General features: G+C 60.5%; 13 protein-coding genes. 3 read left to right on the top strand and 10 right to left on the bottom strand.

Annotation, left to right across the window (positions count from 1 at the left end; translation table 11 throughout):
* Positions 1 to 187 precede the first annotated feature (187 nt).
* From lon to HT585_RS06295, 6 genes are all read right to left on the bottom strand, one after another.
* Positions 188 to 2608: an endopeptidase La gene (gene lon / locus HT585_RS06320; RefSeq protein ID WP_176352075.1), complete on the bottom strand. Its 2421-nt coding sequence runs from the start codon at positions 2606 to 2608 to the stop codon at positions 188 to 190.
* 377 nt (positions 2609 to 2985) lie between these two features.
* The gene (gene clpX, locus HT585_RS06315; protein ID WP_053247031.1) at positions 2986 to 4263 is read right to left on the bottom strand and encodes an ATP-dependent Clp protease ATP-binding subunit ClpX; all 1278 of its coding nucleotides are present in this window, start codon (positions 4261 to 4263) and stop codon (positions 2986 to 2988) included.
* A 292-nt stretch (positions 4264 to 4555) separates the two neighbouring features.
* The gene (gene clpP, locus HT585_RS06310; protein ID WP_025426569.1) at positions 4556 to 5188 is read right to left on the bottom strand and encodes an ATP-dependent Clp endopeptidase proteolytic subunit ClpP; all 633 of its coding nucleotides are present in this window, start codon (positions 5186 to 5188) and stop codon (positions 4556 to 4558) included.
* Positions 5189 to 5478: 290 nt separating this feature from the next.
* Positions 5479 to 7038, bottom strand: coding sequence for a phospholipase D family protein (locus HT585_RS06305; protein ID WP_176352074.1), 1560 nt, complete (start codon positions 7036 to 7038; stop codon positions 5479 to 5481).
* Positions 7039 to 7060: 22 nt separating this feature from the next.
* On the bottom strand, positions 7061 to 7918 hold the full coding sequence (locus tag HT585_RS06300; protein ID WP_115421323.1) for an endonuclease/exonuclease/phosphatase family protein: 858 nt from the start codon (positions 7916 to 7918) through the stop codon (positions 7061 to 7063).
* Positions 7919 to 8174: 256 nt separating this feature from the next.
* Positions 8175 to 8822, bottom strand: a complete 648-nt coding sequence (locus tag HT585_RS06295; protein WP_176352073.1) for a VOC family protein — start codon at positions 8820 to 8822, stop codon at positions 8175 to 8177.
* A gap of 257 nt (positions 8823 to 9079) precedes the next feature.
* On the opposite strand from HT585_RS06295, the gene HT585_RS06290 reads away from it, so the two are divergent.
* Positions 9080 to 10327 carry a cytochrome P450 gene (locus tag HT585_RS06290; protein WP_176352072.1) on the top strand — a complete coding sequence of 416 codons (1248 nt, stop codon included), beginning with the start codon at positions 9080 to 9082 and terminating at the stop codon, positions 10325 to 10327.
* 60 nt (positions 10328 to 10387) lie between these two features.
* Here the strand turns inward: HT585_RS06290 and HT585_RS06285 are convergent, their stop codons facing one another.
* On the bottom strand, positions 10388 to 11203 hold the full coding sequence (locus HT585_RS06285) for an SDR family NAD(P)-dependent oxidoreductase (RefSeq protein ID WP_176352071.1): 816 nt from the start codon (positions 11201 to 11203) through the stop codon (positions 10388 to 10390).
* 127 nt (positions 11204 to 11330) lie between these two features.
* Between HT585_RS06285 and HT585_RS06280 the strand changes: the two genes are divergently transcribed.
* Entirely contained in the window at positions 11331 to 11816 is a 486-nt protein-coding gene (locus HT585_RS06280) for a MarR family winged helix-turn-helix transcriptional regulator (protein ID WP_176352070.1), read from the top strand.
* Positions 11817 to 11824: 8 nt separating this feature from the next.
* Here HT585_RS06280 and HT585_RS06275 read toward each other — a convergent pair whose 3' ends face one another.
* From HT585_RS06275 to HT585_RS06265, 3 genes are all read right to left on the bottom strand, one after another.
* Complete coding sequence (locus HT585_RS06275) at positions 11825 to 12160, bottom strand: cupin domain-containing protein (protein WP_425513718.1); 336 nt, start codon at positions 12158 to 12160, stop codon at positions 11825 to 11827.
* Positions 12161 to 12225: 65 nt separating this feature from the next.
* Positions 12226 to 13509: an O-acetylhomoserine aminocarboxypropyltransferase gene (locus HT585_RS06270; protein WP_176352068.1), complete on the bottom strand. Its 1284-nt coding sequence runs from the start codon at positions 13507 to 13509 to the stop codon at positions 12226 to 12228.
* A 216-nt stretch (positions 13510 to 13725) separates the two neighbouring features.
* Positions 13726 to 14154 (bottom strand): CoA-binding protein, encoded by a 429-nt coding sequence (locus HT585_RS06265; protein ID WP_176352067.1) that lies wholly within the window; start codon positions 14152 to 14154, stop codon positions 13726 to 13728.
* A gap of 185 nt (positions 14155 to 14339) precedes the next feature.
* Between HT585_RS06265 and HT585_RS06260 the strand changes: the two genes are divergently transcribed.
* Positions 14340 to 15176 carry a DMT family transporter gene (locus HT585_RS06260; RefSeq protein WP_176352066.1) on the top strand — a complete coding sequence of 279 codons (837 nt, stop codon included), beginning with the start codon at positions 14340 to 14342 and terminating at the stop codon, positions 15174 to 15176.
* The last annotated feature ends 1 nt before the right edge of the window (position 15177 follow it).

The following is a 15177-nucleotide window of genomic DNA, read 5'->3' as shown; positions in this document are numbered from 1 at the left end:
GTGTTTTTAAGCCGCGGCGGCTTGCGCATCGCTCGCGTCTTGCCATTCCCAATTGCGCCTAATCCCTTGGAATGCAAGGCTTGCGGCATGCTTTTACAACAAAAAAGACCGGCCAGGGGCCGGTCTTCCTTGTTTTTCTGCCAAATGAGCCTGGGACGAGCACAATTGCACCCGCCGGCCCTGTCGGTCAGTGGGCGATGGAAGCGCCCGCTTCGTCCTGCGAATCAACCGCGGCGACGGTCGCCGGCTCATTTGCCGGGTCCCATTCGATCGGCTCCGGGACGCGGATGAGAGCGTGTTCGAGCACTTCTCCCATGCGCGAGACCGGGATGATCTCCAGCACGTTCTTCACGTTATCCGGGATCTCTGCCAGATCCTTGGCATTCTCTTCAGGGATCAGCACCTTCTTGATGCCGCCTCGAACGGCCGCGAGCAGTTTTTCCTTCAGACCGCCGATAGGCAGCACGCGGCCGCGAAGGGTGATCTCACCCGTCATCGCCACATCCTTGGAGATCGGAATACCGGTCATCACAGAGACGATCGCCGTTGCCATGGCTACACCGGCCGACGGGCCATCCTTCGGCGTTGCGCCTTCCGGCAAGTGCACGTGGATGTCGCGCTTGTCGAACAGCGGCGGCTCGATGCCGAAGTCGATCGCGCGCGAACGGACGTAAGACGCCGCCGCCGAAATCGATTCCTTCATCACGTCCCGCAGGTTGCCTGTAACGGTCATGCGGCCCTTGCCGGGCATCATGACGCCTTCGATCGTCAGCAGTTCGCCGCCGACCTCTGTCCATGCAAGTCCCGTGACGACGCCGACCTGATCGTCGCGCTCGGCTTCACCGTGACGGTACCGCGGCACACCCAGGTAATCGGGGATGTTTTCAGCGGTGACGGCCACGGACTTGGCCTTGCCCTTGATGATCTCGGTGACCGCCTTGCGGGCGAGCTTCATCAGTTCACGCTCGAAGTTACGAACGCCCGCTTCACGCGTGTATGTCTGGATGATCGCCATCAGCGCACCGTCAGTGACCGAAAACTCCTTCGGCTGCAGCGCATGATCGCGGATCGCCTTCGGCAACAGGTGCCGCTTGGCGATCTCCAGCTTTTCCTCTTCGGTGTAGCCGGCAATACGGATCACTTCCATGCGGTCCATCAACGGCGCCGGGATGTTGAGCGTGTTGGCCGTGGTGATGAACATCACGTTGGACAGATCGTATTCGACTTCCAGGTAGTGATCCATGAAGGTCGAGTTCTGTTCCGGATCCAGCACCTCCAAGAGGGCCGAAGATGGGTCGCCGCGGAAGTCCTGGCCCATCTTGTCGATCTCGTCGAACAGGAAGAGCGGGTTGGACTTCTTCGCCTTCTTCATCGACTGGACGACCTTACCGGGCATCGAGCCGATATAGGTGCGGCGGTGACCGCGGATTTCCGCTTCGTCGCGAACGCCACCCAGAGCCATGCGCACGTATTCGCGGCCGGTCGCCTTGGCGATCGACTTGGCAAGCGAGGTCTTGCCGACGCCCGGAGGGCCGACGAGGCACAGGATCGGGCCCTTGATCTTGGTCGAGCGCGCCTGAACCGCCAGATACTCGACGATGCGTTCCTTGACCTTGTCGAGGCCGAAGTGATCGACGTTAAGCACTTCCTCGGCATGGTTCAGGTCGGTCTTGATCTTGGACTTCTTGCCCCACGGCATGCCCAGCAGCCAATCCAGATAGTTGCGCACGACCGTAGCTTCCGCCGACATCGGGCTCATCTGGCGCAGCTTCTTCAGCTCCGCATCAGCCTTTTCCCGCGCTTCCTTGGACAGCTTGGTCTTGGCGATACGCTCTTCGATTTCGGCCATCTCGTCGCGGCCGTCTTCACCGTCGCCGAGTTCCTTCTGGATCGCCTTCATCTGTTCGTTGAGGTAGTACTCGCGCTGGGTCTTTTCCATCTGGCGCTTGACGCGCGAGCGGATACGCTTTTCCACCTGCAGGACCGAGATCTCACCTTCCATGAAGCCGAGCGCCTTTTCGAGACGCATCTTCACGCTGGTGGTTTCCAGCATCTCCTGCTTTTCGACGATCTTGATCGACAGATGCGAAGCGACGGTGTCGGCAAGCTTCGAATAATCTTCGATCTGGCTTGCGACGCCGACAACCTCAGGAGAGATCTTCTTGTTGAGCTTCACGTAGCTTTCGAATTCGGAGACGACCGAGCGGCTGAGCGCCTCGATCTCGACCGGGTCTTCCTCCGGCTCGTCGAGCGCCTGTGCAGTCGCTTCGTAGAATTCTTCGCGTGGCGTGTAGCTGTCGATCTTGGCGCGCGTGCGCCCTTCGACCAGCACCTTGACGGTGCCGTCGGGCAGCTTCAAAAGCTGCAGAACATTGGCAATCGTACCAACCTGGTAGATTGCAGAGGGTTCCGGATCGTCGTCCGTCGCGTTGATCTGGGTGGCAAGCATGATCTGCTTGTCGGTCCCCATGACTTCTTCCAGAGCACGGATGGACTTCTCACGGCCGACGAAAAGCGGCACGATCATGTGCGGGAAGACTACAATGTCGCGAAGCGGCAAGACCGGGTAGGTCGCGCTTTCAGTCGCCGGAGACGTTTTGCTCGTCATGTCATTTCCTTTCCGTCCCGATTTCGGGCCCGTTCCCGGGAGCCACAGCGGCACTCCCGGTTGTCATGTTTTCCACATGAAAGTGGAGTGCTAGAGAGTCCTTTTCAAGGCTCGACGCGACATCCACCATCATTGGCCGGGTCCTTCTGACTACGCTTTGTTGCTGTTGCGTACCTTGCGACGGAAAACGAGGCTTCAAGGGTATGCAACGGCCGAGGCCCGTTACTGAATCGTCACATCATTGCGTTGTTAAGACACTTTAGCAACAACCGAATTGTTAAATCGCGCGCCGCCGAAGCCATCTCAACAACTAAGTGTGGGGTCATGAAAAAGCCCGCACGAGGCGGGCTTTTTCAAATCTGATCTGTGGTTCGCACTTAGGCCGAGACGTTGGTCTTTTCTTCCGAGCGCTCGGAATAGATGTAGAGCGGCCGTGCGGCACCCTTCACGACCTCGTCGGAAATCACGACCTCGCGGACGCCTTCGAGCGTCGGCAGCTCGAACATTGTGTCGAGCAGGATCTTTTCCATGATCGAGCGCAGGCCACGGGCGCCGGTCTTGCGCACGATGGCGCGGCGGGCGATCTCGCGCAGCGCGTCCTCGTGGAAGGTCAGCTCGACGTCTTCCATCTCGAACAGCCGCTGGTACTGCTTGATCAGAGCGTTCTTCGGCTCGGACAGGATCTGGATCAGCGCGTCTTCATCGAGATCTTCGAGCGTCGCCAGAACGGGCAGACGGCCGATGAACTCCGGGATGAGGCCGAACTTGACCAGGTCTTCCGGCTCCAGTTCGCGCAGAACCTCGCCGACGCGGCGGTCTTCCGGCGAACGGACGGTTGCGCCGAAACCGATCGACGTCTTCTCGCCACGGGCGGAGATGATCTTGTCGAGGCCGGCAAACGCACCGCCGCAGATGAACAGGATGTTGGTCGTATCCACCTGCAGGAATTCCTGCTGCGGATGCTTGCGGCCACCCTGTGGCGGCACGGAGGCAACGGTGCCTTCCATGATCTTCAGCAGCGCCTGCTGCACGCCCTCACCCGAAACGTCGCGGGTGATCGACGGGTTGTCGGACTTGCGCGAGATCTTGTCGACTTCGTCGATGTAGACGATGCCGCGCTGGGCGCGCTCTACGTTATAGTCCGCAGCCTGCAGCAACTTCAGAATGATGTTTTCGACGTCTTCACCGACATAGCCGGCTTCCGTCAACGTCGTTGCATCAGCCATCGTGAAGGGCACGTCGATAATGCGCGCAAGCGTTTGCGCGAGATAGGTCTTGCCGCAACCGGTCGGACCGACGAGCATGATGTTCGACTTCGCCAGCTCCACATCGCTGCCCTTGGCCGCGTGGGCCAGGCGCTTATAGTGATTGTGCACGGCGACCGACAGGATGCGCTTTGCCTGCTGCTGGCCGATGACGTATTCGTCGAGGACCTTGATGATTTCCTGGGGGGTCGGAACACCATCGCGGGACTTGACCATCGAGGTCTTGTTCTCTTCGCGAATGATGTCCATGCAGAGCTCGACGCATTCATCGCAGATGAAAACCGTCGGTCCGGCAATCAGCTTGCGGACTTCGTGCTGGCTCTTGCCGCAAAACGAACAATAAAGCGTATTCTTCGAGTCACCGCCGTTGCTACCGCTGACCTTGCTCATTTCCATTTCCTTCCAGCACGCCGGATATCCTCGAAAAGATACCACGGACCACTCAATTCGCCCCGCGCAAAGATCTGCGCTGCATTAAGAGGGCTTCCGGGAGTACCCACCGTATCAGGGCATTTTGCCCAAGATTCGGCCGCAACGACTCTCCCACCTAACTCTGAACCCTATGCCTTCACAGCTCAACATAGCATTAAGGTTCATCTTAGCGGCTTTACCCCCTCGATAAAGCCCTTTCACTATTACAATTGTGTCACAATTGCATCTATCGTGACACAAAAGCGCGTTATCACGCCTGCTCTGCAGCCTCGATCGCCTCGCGCGACGTGATGACCTTGTCGATCAGACCCCAGTCGAGCGCCTCGTCGGAACTCATGAAATGGTCGCGATCGAGCGTCTGTTCAACCTCTTCATAGGTCCGTCCGCAATGCTTGACGTAAACCTCGTTGAGGCGGCGCTTCATCTTGAGGATGTCCTTGGCGTGGCGCTCGATGTCGGAGGCCTGGCCCTGGAACCCGCCGGAGGGCTGGTGCACCATGATGCGCGAATTCGGGGTGGCGAAACGCATGTCCTTATGGCCGGCAGCCAGCAGAAGCGAGCCCATCGAGGCGGCCTGGCCGATGCACAGCGTCGAAACAGCCGGCTTGATGAACTGCATGGTGTCGTAGATCGCCATGCCGGCGGTCACGACGCCGCCCGGCGAATTGATGTAGAGCGCGATTTCCTTCTTCGGGTTTTCCGCTTCAAGGAAAAGAAGCTGGGCGCAGACGAGGGTCGCCATCTGATCTTCGACCGGGCCGGTCAGGAAGATGATGCGCTCTTTCAGAAGGCGCGAAAAGATATCGTAGGAACGTTCGCCGCGGTTGGTCTGCTCCACAACCATCGGCACCAGCGCCATGGCGGTATCAACTGGATTTCTCATATCGAACCTTCATCAATCGGGCCCGCAAAACCTTTGCGAGCCGGGAATCACAGGATTGGCCTTCTGCTCCTACATAGAGTGTCAACACCCTTCACTTCAAGTCGCGAACGTCCGATAACCTTAATCGGCGGCGCCCTTCCAGCCTAAGAACAGCAGTCCTCCACACGTGATTGCTGATAGAACATTTTTTCGCCACCGCCTTCGCCGACGCCTTAGCTTTTGCGCTTTGCGCACAGCATTCGCCGCCGCGCGGTAAACGAACGGTAAACCCGTGCGCGCCGGCAGGGACGTCAGAGCTGAGATTCGATCGGCAGGATGCGAATGAGCCCGGCGATGAAGCGCCGCAGCAGACTGGCATCCGGCTCGCCCCGCAACAATCGCTCCGTCCCGTTGGACCGGTCGCGCCAGACAAGCCGCGCGCCTTCGAGGCCGAGCCTGTAACTGACGGAAGGCGCCGTCTCCTCCTCGAACATCTTGACGAGTTCACCCGCAAGCGCGGCATCCGTAAACACCACGCCCATTTCGGTATTCAGCGATGCCGACCGCGGGTCGAAATTCATCGAACCGACGAAACCGTTGAGACCATCGACGACAAAGGCCTTGCTGTGAAGGCTGGCGTTGCGCCGGCCGAACAGGGACATCCGGTGGCTTTCGACGGTATCGCCCTGCTCTTTCAGTTCGAAGAGCTCGATGCCGGCACGAACGAGGCTTCGGCGATATTTCACATAGCCGCCGTGAACGGCGGCCACGTCGGTGGCGGCCAGCGAGTTGGTCAGCACAGCGACCCGCGCGCCATTCTTCACCAGAGCTGTCAGTTCGCGTGTCCCGGCGGTGCCGGGAATAAAGTAGGGCGAGATGATGCGCAGATCCCTCTTTGCCGCCTGGATCAGGGGGAAGAGTTCGCGCAGCAGCCAGTTCTGCCGCTTCTGCATCAGGGCCTTTTCGGGCGGATCCGCCTCGAGACGGACATCGTCGATCCAATGCAGCGTCTTCGATCCGCTAAAGGACGCCTCGCCCCCCATCACATCGGCCACGCGCTCCAGGTAGAAACGAGCGGCGGGTGTTCGCGCATGCGTCTCGAGCGCGTCCCTAAGGGCAGGCAGGTATTGTTTGCGCGGGGTGCGCAACTTGCCGATCGGCAACACGGATGTACTGTTCCAATAGCGATCGAACATTGCCGATGCCTGCTCGACCACCGGCCCGATCATCCAGACATCGAGGTCACGAAAGTTCGAAAGTTCTGCCGCATCGAAATAGGCGTCACCAATATTGCGGCCGCCGGCGATCGCCACACGCGCATCGGCAACCCACAGCTTGTTGTGCATCCGGCGCGTGGCGCTGAAGGCGCGGATGGCCATCTCGAAACCGCGGCGGATGCGGTCGGTGCGGGCACGGCTGGGATTGAAGAGCCTCACTTCAATGTTCGCATGGGCATCGAGCGCGATGCACATCCGGTCGTGGATGCCGGCATTGATATCGTCGAGCAGCAAGCGGACGTGGACGCCGCGATCCGCTGCCGCCAGGATTTCCCGTGTGAGCAGGAGACCGGTCAGGTCGTCCTTCCAATAGTAGTATTGCAAATCGAGGCTTCGTCCGGCCCTTCGCGCTGCATGCGCCCTGACGACGAAGGCTTCGATGTTGTCTGAGACGAGCGATATGCCATTCTTTCCGGCATGGGCACCAAGCAACGGGAAGATGGCTCGGTCCAGTTCGGTCTCGGCGTCGGCAACCGGAAGCGTTGAAGACGGGTCCCCGTGCGGACGCCGACCGAAGCGGCCATAGACATAGAGGATCGCTGCGCCGGACGCGCCGCCGATGGCGACAACGGCAACAATGACAAAGGACAACATCACCTGCCCGCCAGAAAGTGTCTCAGACCGATCCGGCCCGGCTCACTTCTATCCGTTCGTTGTTATGGTCTTCCCGCTTGCCGACCTTCAGATCGATCGATGCCTTGACCGGCAAATGATCGGAAGCGACGCGGGCCAGTGGAGAATCGTGCACGGCGACCGATGTCACCAGGCTATGGGGATTACCGAGAACGCGATCGAGCGGCAACAGCGGAAAACGGGAAGGAAAGCTCGCGACCGTTGCATGTGATGGGTCAAAGACGGGGCTGAGGAATGATAGCGACGAGCGTTTGCCCATGCGCCACTCGTTGAGATCACCGATCAACAGGGTCGGTCGCCCGCCCGCATCGGATGCAGCCTCGATGATCGCCTCGGCCTGCTGGGCGCGGGAGTGCCGCAACAAGCCGAGATGGGCCGCAATCACGCGCAAAGGCCCCATCTTGAGGTCCAGATCGACCACAAGCGCTCCGCGCGGCTCGACGCCGGGCAGCTTCAGTTGCTGGACATCGGAAACCGCACCTTCACGCAGAAGCAGCACGTTGCCGTGCCAGCCATGCCCTTTTGTGGAAAAGCCGGAGATCGGGACGGACACCAGATGCGCCTCGCGTCGCAGATGCTCGAGGTCGAGGAGCCCGGCACGCTCACCGAAGCGCTGGTCAGCCTCCTGAAGGGCGACGATATCGGCGCCGAGCTCGCTGATGACCTGGGCTGTACGCCCCGGGTCAAAGCGGCCGTCGGTGCCGACGCATTTGTGGATGTTATAGGAAGCGATGACGATATCACCGCGGCTGACCGCCGCCTCACGGCTGACGACAGTGGGTCGCCGCTTGCGGATTGCCGCTACGATGCCCGCCGATAGACTGGTCTGGTTTTTTGCCATGCCGCTCCCTGCTTGCTGCCGCATCATGCGCAAATAGGTCGCCAGACGCCACTGAAAAAGGTTTCAGACGAAAACTTGTTCCGCACCGAAGGGCAATAACAGTGCTTTTCGAACAGCATGACGTGCACATGACAACTCGAAAACTCAGCCCTTATTGCTGCCCCAAGCTCCAGCCGTAGAACGATATCCGCCTTGTTCTTAGGGCTGGAAGGCGAAGGTGCGCGATTGCCGCAAGCCGTCGCGCAAATGCGATCCGTCAATCCACAGGGCCAGAAAACAGGATCAGGTTGCCGTCGGGATCAAGGACGATGAAGGTTCGCGCGCCCCACGGCTCCGTCCGCAAGACGTGATGAAAGCGCACCCCGGCCGCTTGATAGTCGAGGAACAGGCGCTTGATTTCGTGCGACGTGGCAACGGTCAGCGACGCGGAAAGCAGATGCCCGCGCTCCCTGACGTCGCCGACGAAGACGGGCTCGCAGACCAGTCGCAAGGCGAGCAACGCATTGTCGCGCTTCACCTGACCATAAAAGGGCGGGTCGCCATAGACGAAGTCGACGGCAAAGCCGAGCTTGTCCGTGAAAAAGTCGCAAGACGCCTTGATGTCGGCGACAAACAATTGTGCCGAGGTCGATCGCAGAACAGGGCGCGGTGCTTGTTGTTTCACTTGCGTGGTCATTGTCAGGGCTCCTGATTTGAGCGCCTGCCAGCCGTCAAAACCCATCTGGCGCGCGACAAGTTCCTGGGCGTCGGCGAGCTTGAAGTTCGCCTTCAAGATCTCCCGGTCATCCAGATCGCGAAAGCGCGGCAAAGCAGCCCTGATCTCGGCCGCAACCGGAAAATATCCGTCGCGATGCCATCTCAGATACTGTTTGGCCTGCTTCTTGAGGTTTTCGAGGTTCGGCATGGGCGCAACGAGGGTCTATCGACAGTAGGTGCGCGTTGCCCTTTCGACCTTGCACCGATGCGCCCTACGCAGCGACATAAGTTTGACCCGCAGTCAGCCATTTTGTCAACGCAGCGATACCGCAAGTCGAAGGCAGACTGCGACGACCGCCTGGCAGCGTCGTTGGTCGCCAATCCGATACAACTTTTGCTCTTGCAGGCGGAACCACGCCGCCCTTACAAATGGTCGCCGTCCCCGCCTTGCAAAGAGCCAGCGCCATGCTACCCAAGCCCGCCATCAGCATTGACCGCGCCAAGCGGCGCGTTTCGATCGACGTACACCATCCGGATTTCTATCGTTCGCCATCGTCGGCCTATGCCGAGATCCATGCGCATTGTCCGGCATTTTACTGGAATGAGCGGGAACAATGGTATTTCGCGGGCTACGACCAGGTGAACGCGTTGCTGCGCGACCGGCGTTTTGGACGGCAGATCCTGCACGTGGCCACACGCGAAGAATTGGGCATACCGTCACCCAAAGCACATTTGAGGGATTTCGACGCACTCGAGGAGCATTCGCTGCTGGAACTGGAACCGCCCGCCCACACCCGGCTGCGCACGCTCGTCAACCGCGCCTTCGTCTCCCGGCAGATCGAGCAGCTACGGCCGGATATCCAACGGCTGTCGCACGTGATAATCGACGGCTTCGAGCGTGACGGCGAAGTCGAGTTGCTGAAAACCTACGCTGAAACAATCCCGGTCACCATCATCGCCCGCATGCTCGGCATCCCCGTGGAGGCCACACCAAATCTTCTCGACTGGTCGCATCGCATGGTGCGCATGTACGTTTTCAATCCGAGCCCCGAAACCGAACACGATGCCAACCAGGCATCCGCCGATTTTGCCGATTACCTCAGGACCATCATCGCCGAGAAGCGTCGCGCGCCGGCCGACGATCTCCTGACGCATATGATCACCTCGGAGAAGGACGGCGAGCGACTATCAGAGGCGGAACTGGTCTCGACGGCGGCGCTGCTTCTCAACGCCGGTCACGAGGCGACCGTGCATCAGATCGGCAACGCGGTCAGAACGATCCTGCAGTCGGACCACGCGCCCGAAGATCTGTTCGCAACCGAGGCGACGACCGCGCTTGCGGTGGAGGAATGCCTGAGATTTGCCGCACCGCTGCATATCTTCCAGCGCTTCGCGCTATCGGATCTCGATCTCGACGACGGGATTTCGCTACGCAAGGGCGACAAGATCGGTTTGATGCTTGGTGCTGCCAATGTCGATCCCCGAAAATTCAGTGACCCGCTCCACTTCAAGCCCATGCGCAATGAGGGCGCCAACGTCTCTTTCGGCGCGGGCCTGCATTTTTGCATCGGGGCGCCGCTCGCCCGCCTCGAACTCAACCTGTCGCTGCCGATCCTGTTTCAGCGGTTGCCTGGGATGCGGCTGAAGCATGAACCGGAGGTCCGGGACAGTTTCCATTTCCATGGACTGGAACGACTGGACCTCGTCTGGTGACGGCTCGCGCCGCGCCGCTCGCGAAAGACAAACGGCTTGGAGCGCGAGCCCGGCCGAGCGTCAAACAGCCTCCGCCCGCTCGATACCGTAGCGGGTCGCCGGCCTGTTATGCGAAAGATTGGGCGCCAGGACCAGGCGCGCCTTGGTGAATGCGTCCCAATCGTCAGCGTCGGGCAGCGATGGAATTGTGATCAGCTCTCCCCGATCGAAACCGGCAAGCGCCGCATCGACGAGATCGGTGACGTCCATCACCATCGACGGATCGAGCCGGTCGATCGAGCCGCCCGCGCGATCGAAGATCTCGGTGCGGGTCAGACCGGGCAGCACCGCCTGAACCTTGACGCCCCTGACGGATGCTTCCGCGTTGATCGACTGTGTCAGGTTCAGCACAAAAGCCTTGCTCGCATTGTATGTTCCGTTGAACCGCTCGGGCACGAGCGCCACGACGGAGGCGATATTGATGATCGCTCCTTTGCCGCGTTCCGCGAACGTCTGGGCGGCGGCAATCGCCAACCGGTTCACGGCGACGACGTTCAGCTCGATCATCGTTTCCAGGTAATCGATATCGTCGGCAAGCAGAGGTCCCTTGGGACCGATCCCGGCATTGTTGACGAGAAGTTCGATTGCCGCGTCGTCGCGCAGCCGCCTCTCGACTGCCCTAACGTCATCCCGTTGCGTCAGGTCCGCCTTCAGCACGTCGACCGTCACGCCGTATTGCGCCTTCAATTTTGCGGCGAGATCGGAAAGACGCTTTTCGTCGCGCGCCACCAGAACCAGGTCGTGGCCGCGCCGTGCCAACCGGTCCGCATAGGTCGCGCCGATGCCCGAAGAAGCGCCCGTCACCAGCGCCTTACCCATTTTCTCCACTGCACTCATTGCCGGTTTCCTTGTTTCGAATTCAATTTAGTGGTATATGCCACTAAATATACAGCAAACTGGACGCTGCGCAAGAGTGGCGCTACCAAAGTCGAAAGCGGGCGCCACGGCCGCGACGGAGAAAACGATGGACGACACGCCGAAGGTCTGGGACTTCTGCACCAACAGCGCATTGAAGCGCGCCTCACGCCAACTGGGGCAGCTCTATGAGGATGTGCTCTCGCCGAGCGGATTGCGCGGTACGCAATATTCGCTGCTGAGCCAGATCGCCCACAGCAAGAATGCCTCGCTGCGCACACTCGCGGATCTGTTGGTGATGGATCTATCGGCACTTGGCCACACGCTGAAACCGCTGATCCGCGATGGTTACGTCGAGCTTGTGCCGGACGCGTCGGACAGGCGGGTGAAGCGCGTTCAGCTGACGCCGTTCGGGCTGAAGAAGCAGCAGGAGACGACAGACCTTTGGCGCAAGGCGCAGGCGCGCTTCGAAAATGCCCTCGGCAAACAGGAAGCCGAAGCGCTGCGCCGAGCGCTGAACGGGATCTCGGAAACGTCGTTCGCCGAAGCCTTCACCCGAGCATCTGACGGCACCGAGCCGGGTGCAGGCAAATAACAGGCTGATCAGAGCCGGATGACGTAATCCTTGCGGGTGGTTTCTACGACCTCCCAGGTGCCCTTGAAACCGGGCCGGAGGATCATGCTGTCGCCGGCGCGCAGATGCGCGGCCTCACCGCCGTCCTCGGTCACGACCGAGTAGCCTGACAGGATGTGGAAATATTCCCATTCGTCATAGACGATCCGCCATTTGCCGGGCGTCGATTCCCAGACGCCTGAATAAAGTCCGCCATCGGCCTCTTCGACGCTCCAGGTCCGAAACCGGGGCGTACCGCTGATCAGGCGGTCCGCAGCGGGCTCTCCGACTTCGGGCTCGACCGTCGCCAGGTCGAATCTTTTCATCTTCACCATCAGGCATCAACTCCATAAGGGGACGGTGCAATCCGTCCCCCATTTTCATGTCACTCTCAGATCTTTCCGAGCGACTGTTCGAGATCGGCGATGATGTCGGAAACATCCTCGATACCAACAGACAGACGCACGACGTCGGGGCCGGCACCCGCTGCCACCTGCTGTTCCGGCGTCAGCTGGCGGTGGGTGGTCGAGGCCGGATGGATGACCAGCGACCGGGTGTCGCCGATATTGGCGAGGTGCGAGAACATCTCAAGCCCTTCGACGAAGCGCTTTCCTGCCTCGTAGCCGTCCTTGAGGCCGAAGGTGAAGACCGCACCGGCGCCCTTGGGAGCATAGCGCTTCTGCAACGCATTGTTCGGATCGTCCTCAAGGCCGGCATAGTTGACCCAGGACACCTTGTCGTGGCCCTTCAGCCATTTCGCAACGGCCAGCGCATTGTCGCAATGGCGCTGCATGCGCAGCGGCAGCGTCTCGACGCCGGTCAGGATCATGAAGGCGTTGAACGGCGAAATCGCTGGGCCGAAATCGCGAAGACCGAGGACACGGGCGGCAATCGCAAAGGCGAAATTGCCGAACACCTGGTGCAGCACGACACCGGCATATTCCGGACGCGGCTCCGACAGCATCGGATATTTGCCGGACTTCGACCAGTCGAACGTGCCGCCGTCGACGATGACGCCGCCCATCGAATTGCCGTGGCCGCCGATAAACTTGGTCAGCGAATGCACGACGATATCGGCACCGTGCTCCAGCGGGCGCAAGAGGTAAGGTGTCGCCATCGTGTTGTCGACGATCAGCGGTAGCCCATGCTTGTGCGCTACCTCGGCAATCGCGGCGATATCGACGAAGGTGCCGCCCGGGTTGGCGAGACTTTCGATGAAGATCGCCTTGGTGCGGGCATCGATTTTGGCCTCGAAGCTAGAAGGGTCGTTCGGATCGGCCCAGCGCACCTGCCAGTCGAAGGACTTGAAGGCATGGCCGAACTGATTGACCGAACCGCCGTAAAGCCGGTTGGCGGCGACGAAGTTGTCGCCTGGGCTCATGATCGTGTGAAAGACGAGAAGCTGGGCGGCATGGCCGGACGCGACCGCCAGTGCCGCGGTACCGCCTTCAAGCGCCGCCAGGCGCTCTTCGAGGACCGCCTGCGTCGGATTCATGATGCGGGTGTAGATATTGCCGAACTGCTGCAGGCCGAACAGGGCCGCCGCATGGTCGGTGTCGTTGAAGACGAAGCTGGTCGTCTGGTAGATCGGCGTCGCCCGGGCGCCCGTCGTCGGATCTGGTTGCGCTCCGGCGTGGATTGCGAGCGTGCTGAAACCAGGATTGTCTTTCGTCATTCATCCCTCCCATGACCAGGATGCCGCACCTCCCGTGGAGACGCCCAAAGGCACCCTATCTGTTTGATTCCAGGCATCGTGCGCGTCGAAGATCGACTTCGATTGCGGCTTCATGCGCTGGAGCGGCGGCACTATCCCAGAGCTGCCACGCATGGTCAAAGAAAGATTTTTTCAAAACTGACGGTTGAGCGAAACATCGCTGCAGCCGATACCGCGTCAACCGATCAGGCGCGGGTATTCCATTGCCGGACAACGATCCATGACCACCTTGATGCCGGCGGCCTCCGCATTGGCGGCGGCAGCGTCATTCCTCACCGACAGCTGCCCCCAGATCACCTTCGGCAAGGTCTCGAGCGCCCGGATCTCATCGACGAGCGCCGGCAGGGCGTCGGCGGCGCGGAAGACGTCGACCATGTCGATCGGCTCCTTGACGTCGGCAAGTCGGCCGACGACAGGCTGGTCGAGGATCGTCTTGCCAACGTGGCCCGGATTGATGGGGATGACGCGATAGCCTTTGCGCAGAAGGAAAGCCATGACCCGATGGCTCGGCCTCTCTGCATTCGGCGATGCGCCAACGAGGGCGATCGTCTTCGTCGAACGCAGGATATCGGCAAGGTAGTAATCCGGGTAGGCGTCATGGTTCATGGTGCGATCCGAACTCATCTATTAAAAGCGTCTATCGTTTGCACGGTGGCGGCGCGTGTCAATCGAACACCCGATTACGGCGGCGACGCTGCCCGTGCAACACTCCTGCCAGTTTCCGGTTGCTTTTCCCGTACAGTGGCGCGACAAGGCTGGCAACGGCCTGCACCATCGTCCGAGGTTTCATCTTGCCCCTTGATGTCATTGCGCTCGTCCTTTTCGGGGCGTTGTTGCACGCGACCTGGAATGCCCTGGTCAAGGCGGGCTCGGAAAAATCGCTCGATGCGGCCATGATCGCGCTCGGCGCGGCCGTCGTCGCCATGCCCTTCCTGCCGTTCCTACCCTTGCCGCAGCCGGAAGCATGGCCGTACATCCTGGTTTCGGCACTTTTCCAGTTTGCTTATTTCCAACTGGTCGCTGCCTCCTATCGTGCCGGCGATATCGGTCTCGTCTATCCGCTGATGCGCGGCGTTGCTCCGTTGATCGTCGCCTCCACCAGCAGCCTCATCATCGGTGAGCAACTGACGACCGGCGCCATGGCGGGCGTTCTGACGATCAGCGTCGGCGTTCTGACGCTCGCATTCGAATCGCGAAAGGGCGGCAAACACGCGATAGTATTTGCACTGCTCAATGCCTGCGTGATCGCATGCTATACCTTTGTCGATGGGATCGGCGCCCGCGTTTCGGGCAACGCCATCTCCTACACGCTGTGGATGGCGCTGCTTCCTCCGGTCTTGCTCTTTACTTGGGCCTTTGCCCGGCGGGGCGTCAAACCGGTCGCCCGCCACGTCTACAAGAACTGGTGGCGCGGCCTCATCGGCGGCGCCGGCTCCATTGGTGCCTACGGTCTGGCATTGTGGGCGATGACGAAGGCGCCGGTCGCTTCCGTCGCCGCCCTGCGCGAAACCTCGATCCTGTTCGCCGTCGTCATCTCGGTGGTGTTTCTGAAGGAACGCGTCAGCGTCTGGCGCATCGCGGCGGCTTGCGTCATCGCGCTCGGCGCTCTTCTTTTGAAACTGGCCTGAC

The organism is Ensifer oleiphilus, from assembly GCF_013371465.1.
In the GTDB taxonomy this organism is placed as follows: domain Bacteria; phylum Pseudomonadota; class Alphaproteobacteria; order Rhizobiales; family Rhizobiaceae; genus Ensifer; species Ensifer oleiphilus.
Note: the sequence above shows the minus strand (reverse complement) of the source record. Positions and strands in the feature narration are given on the sequence as shown.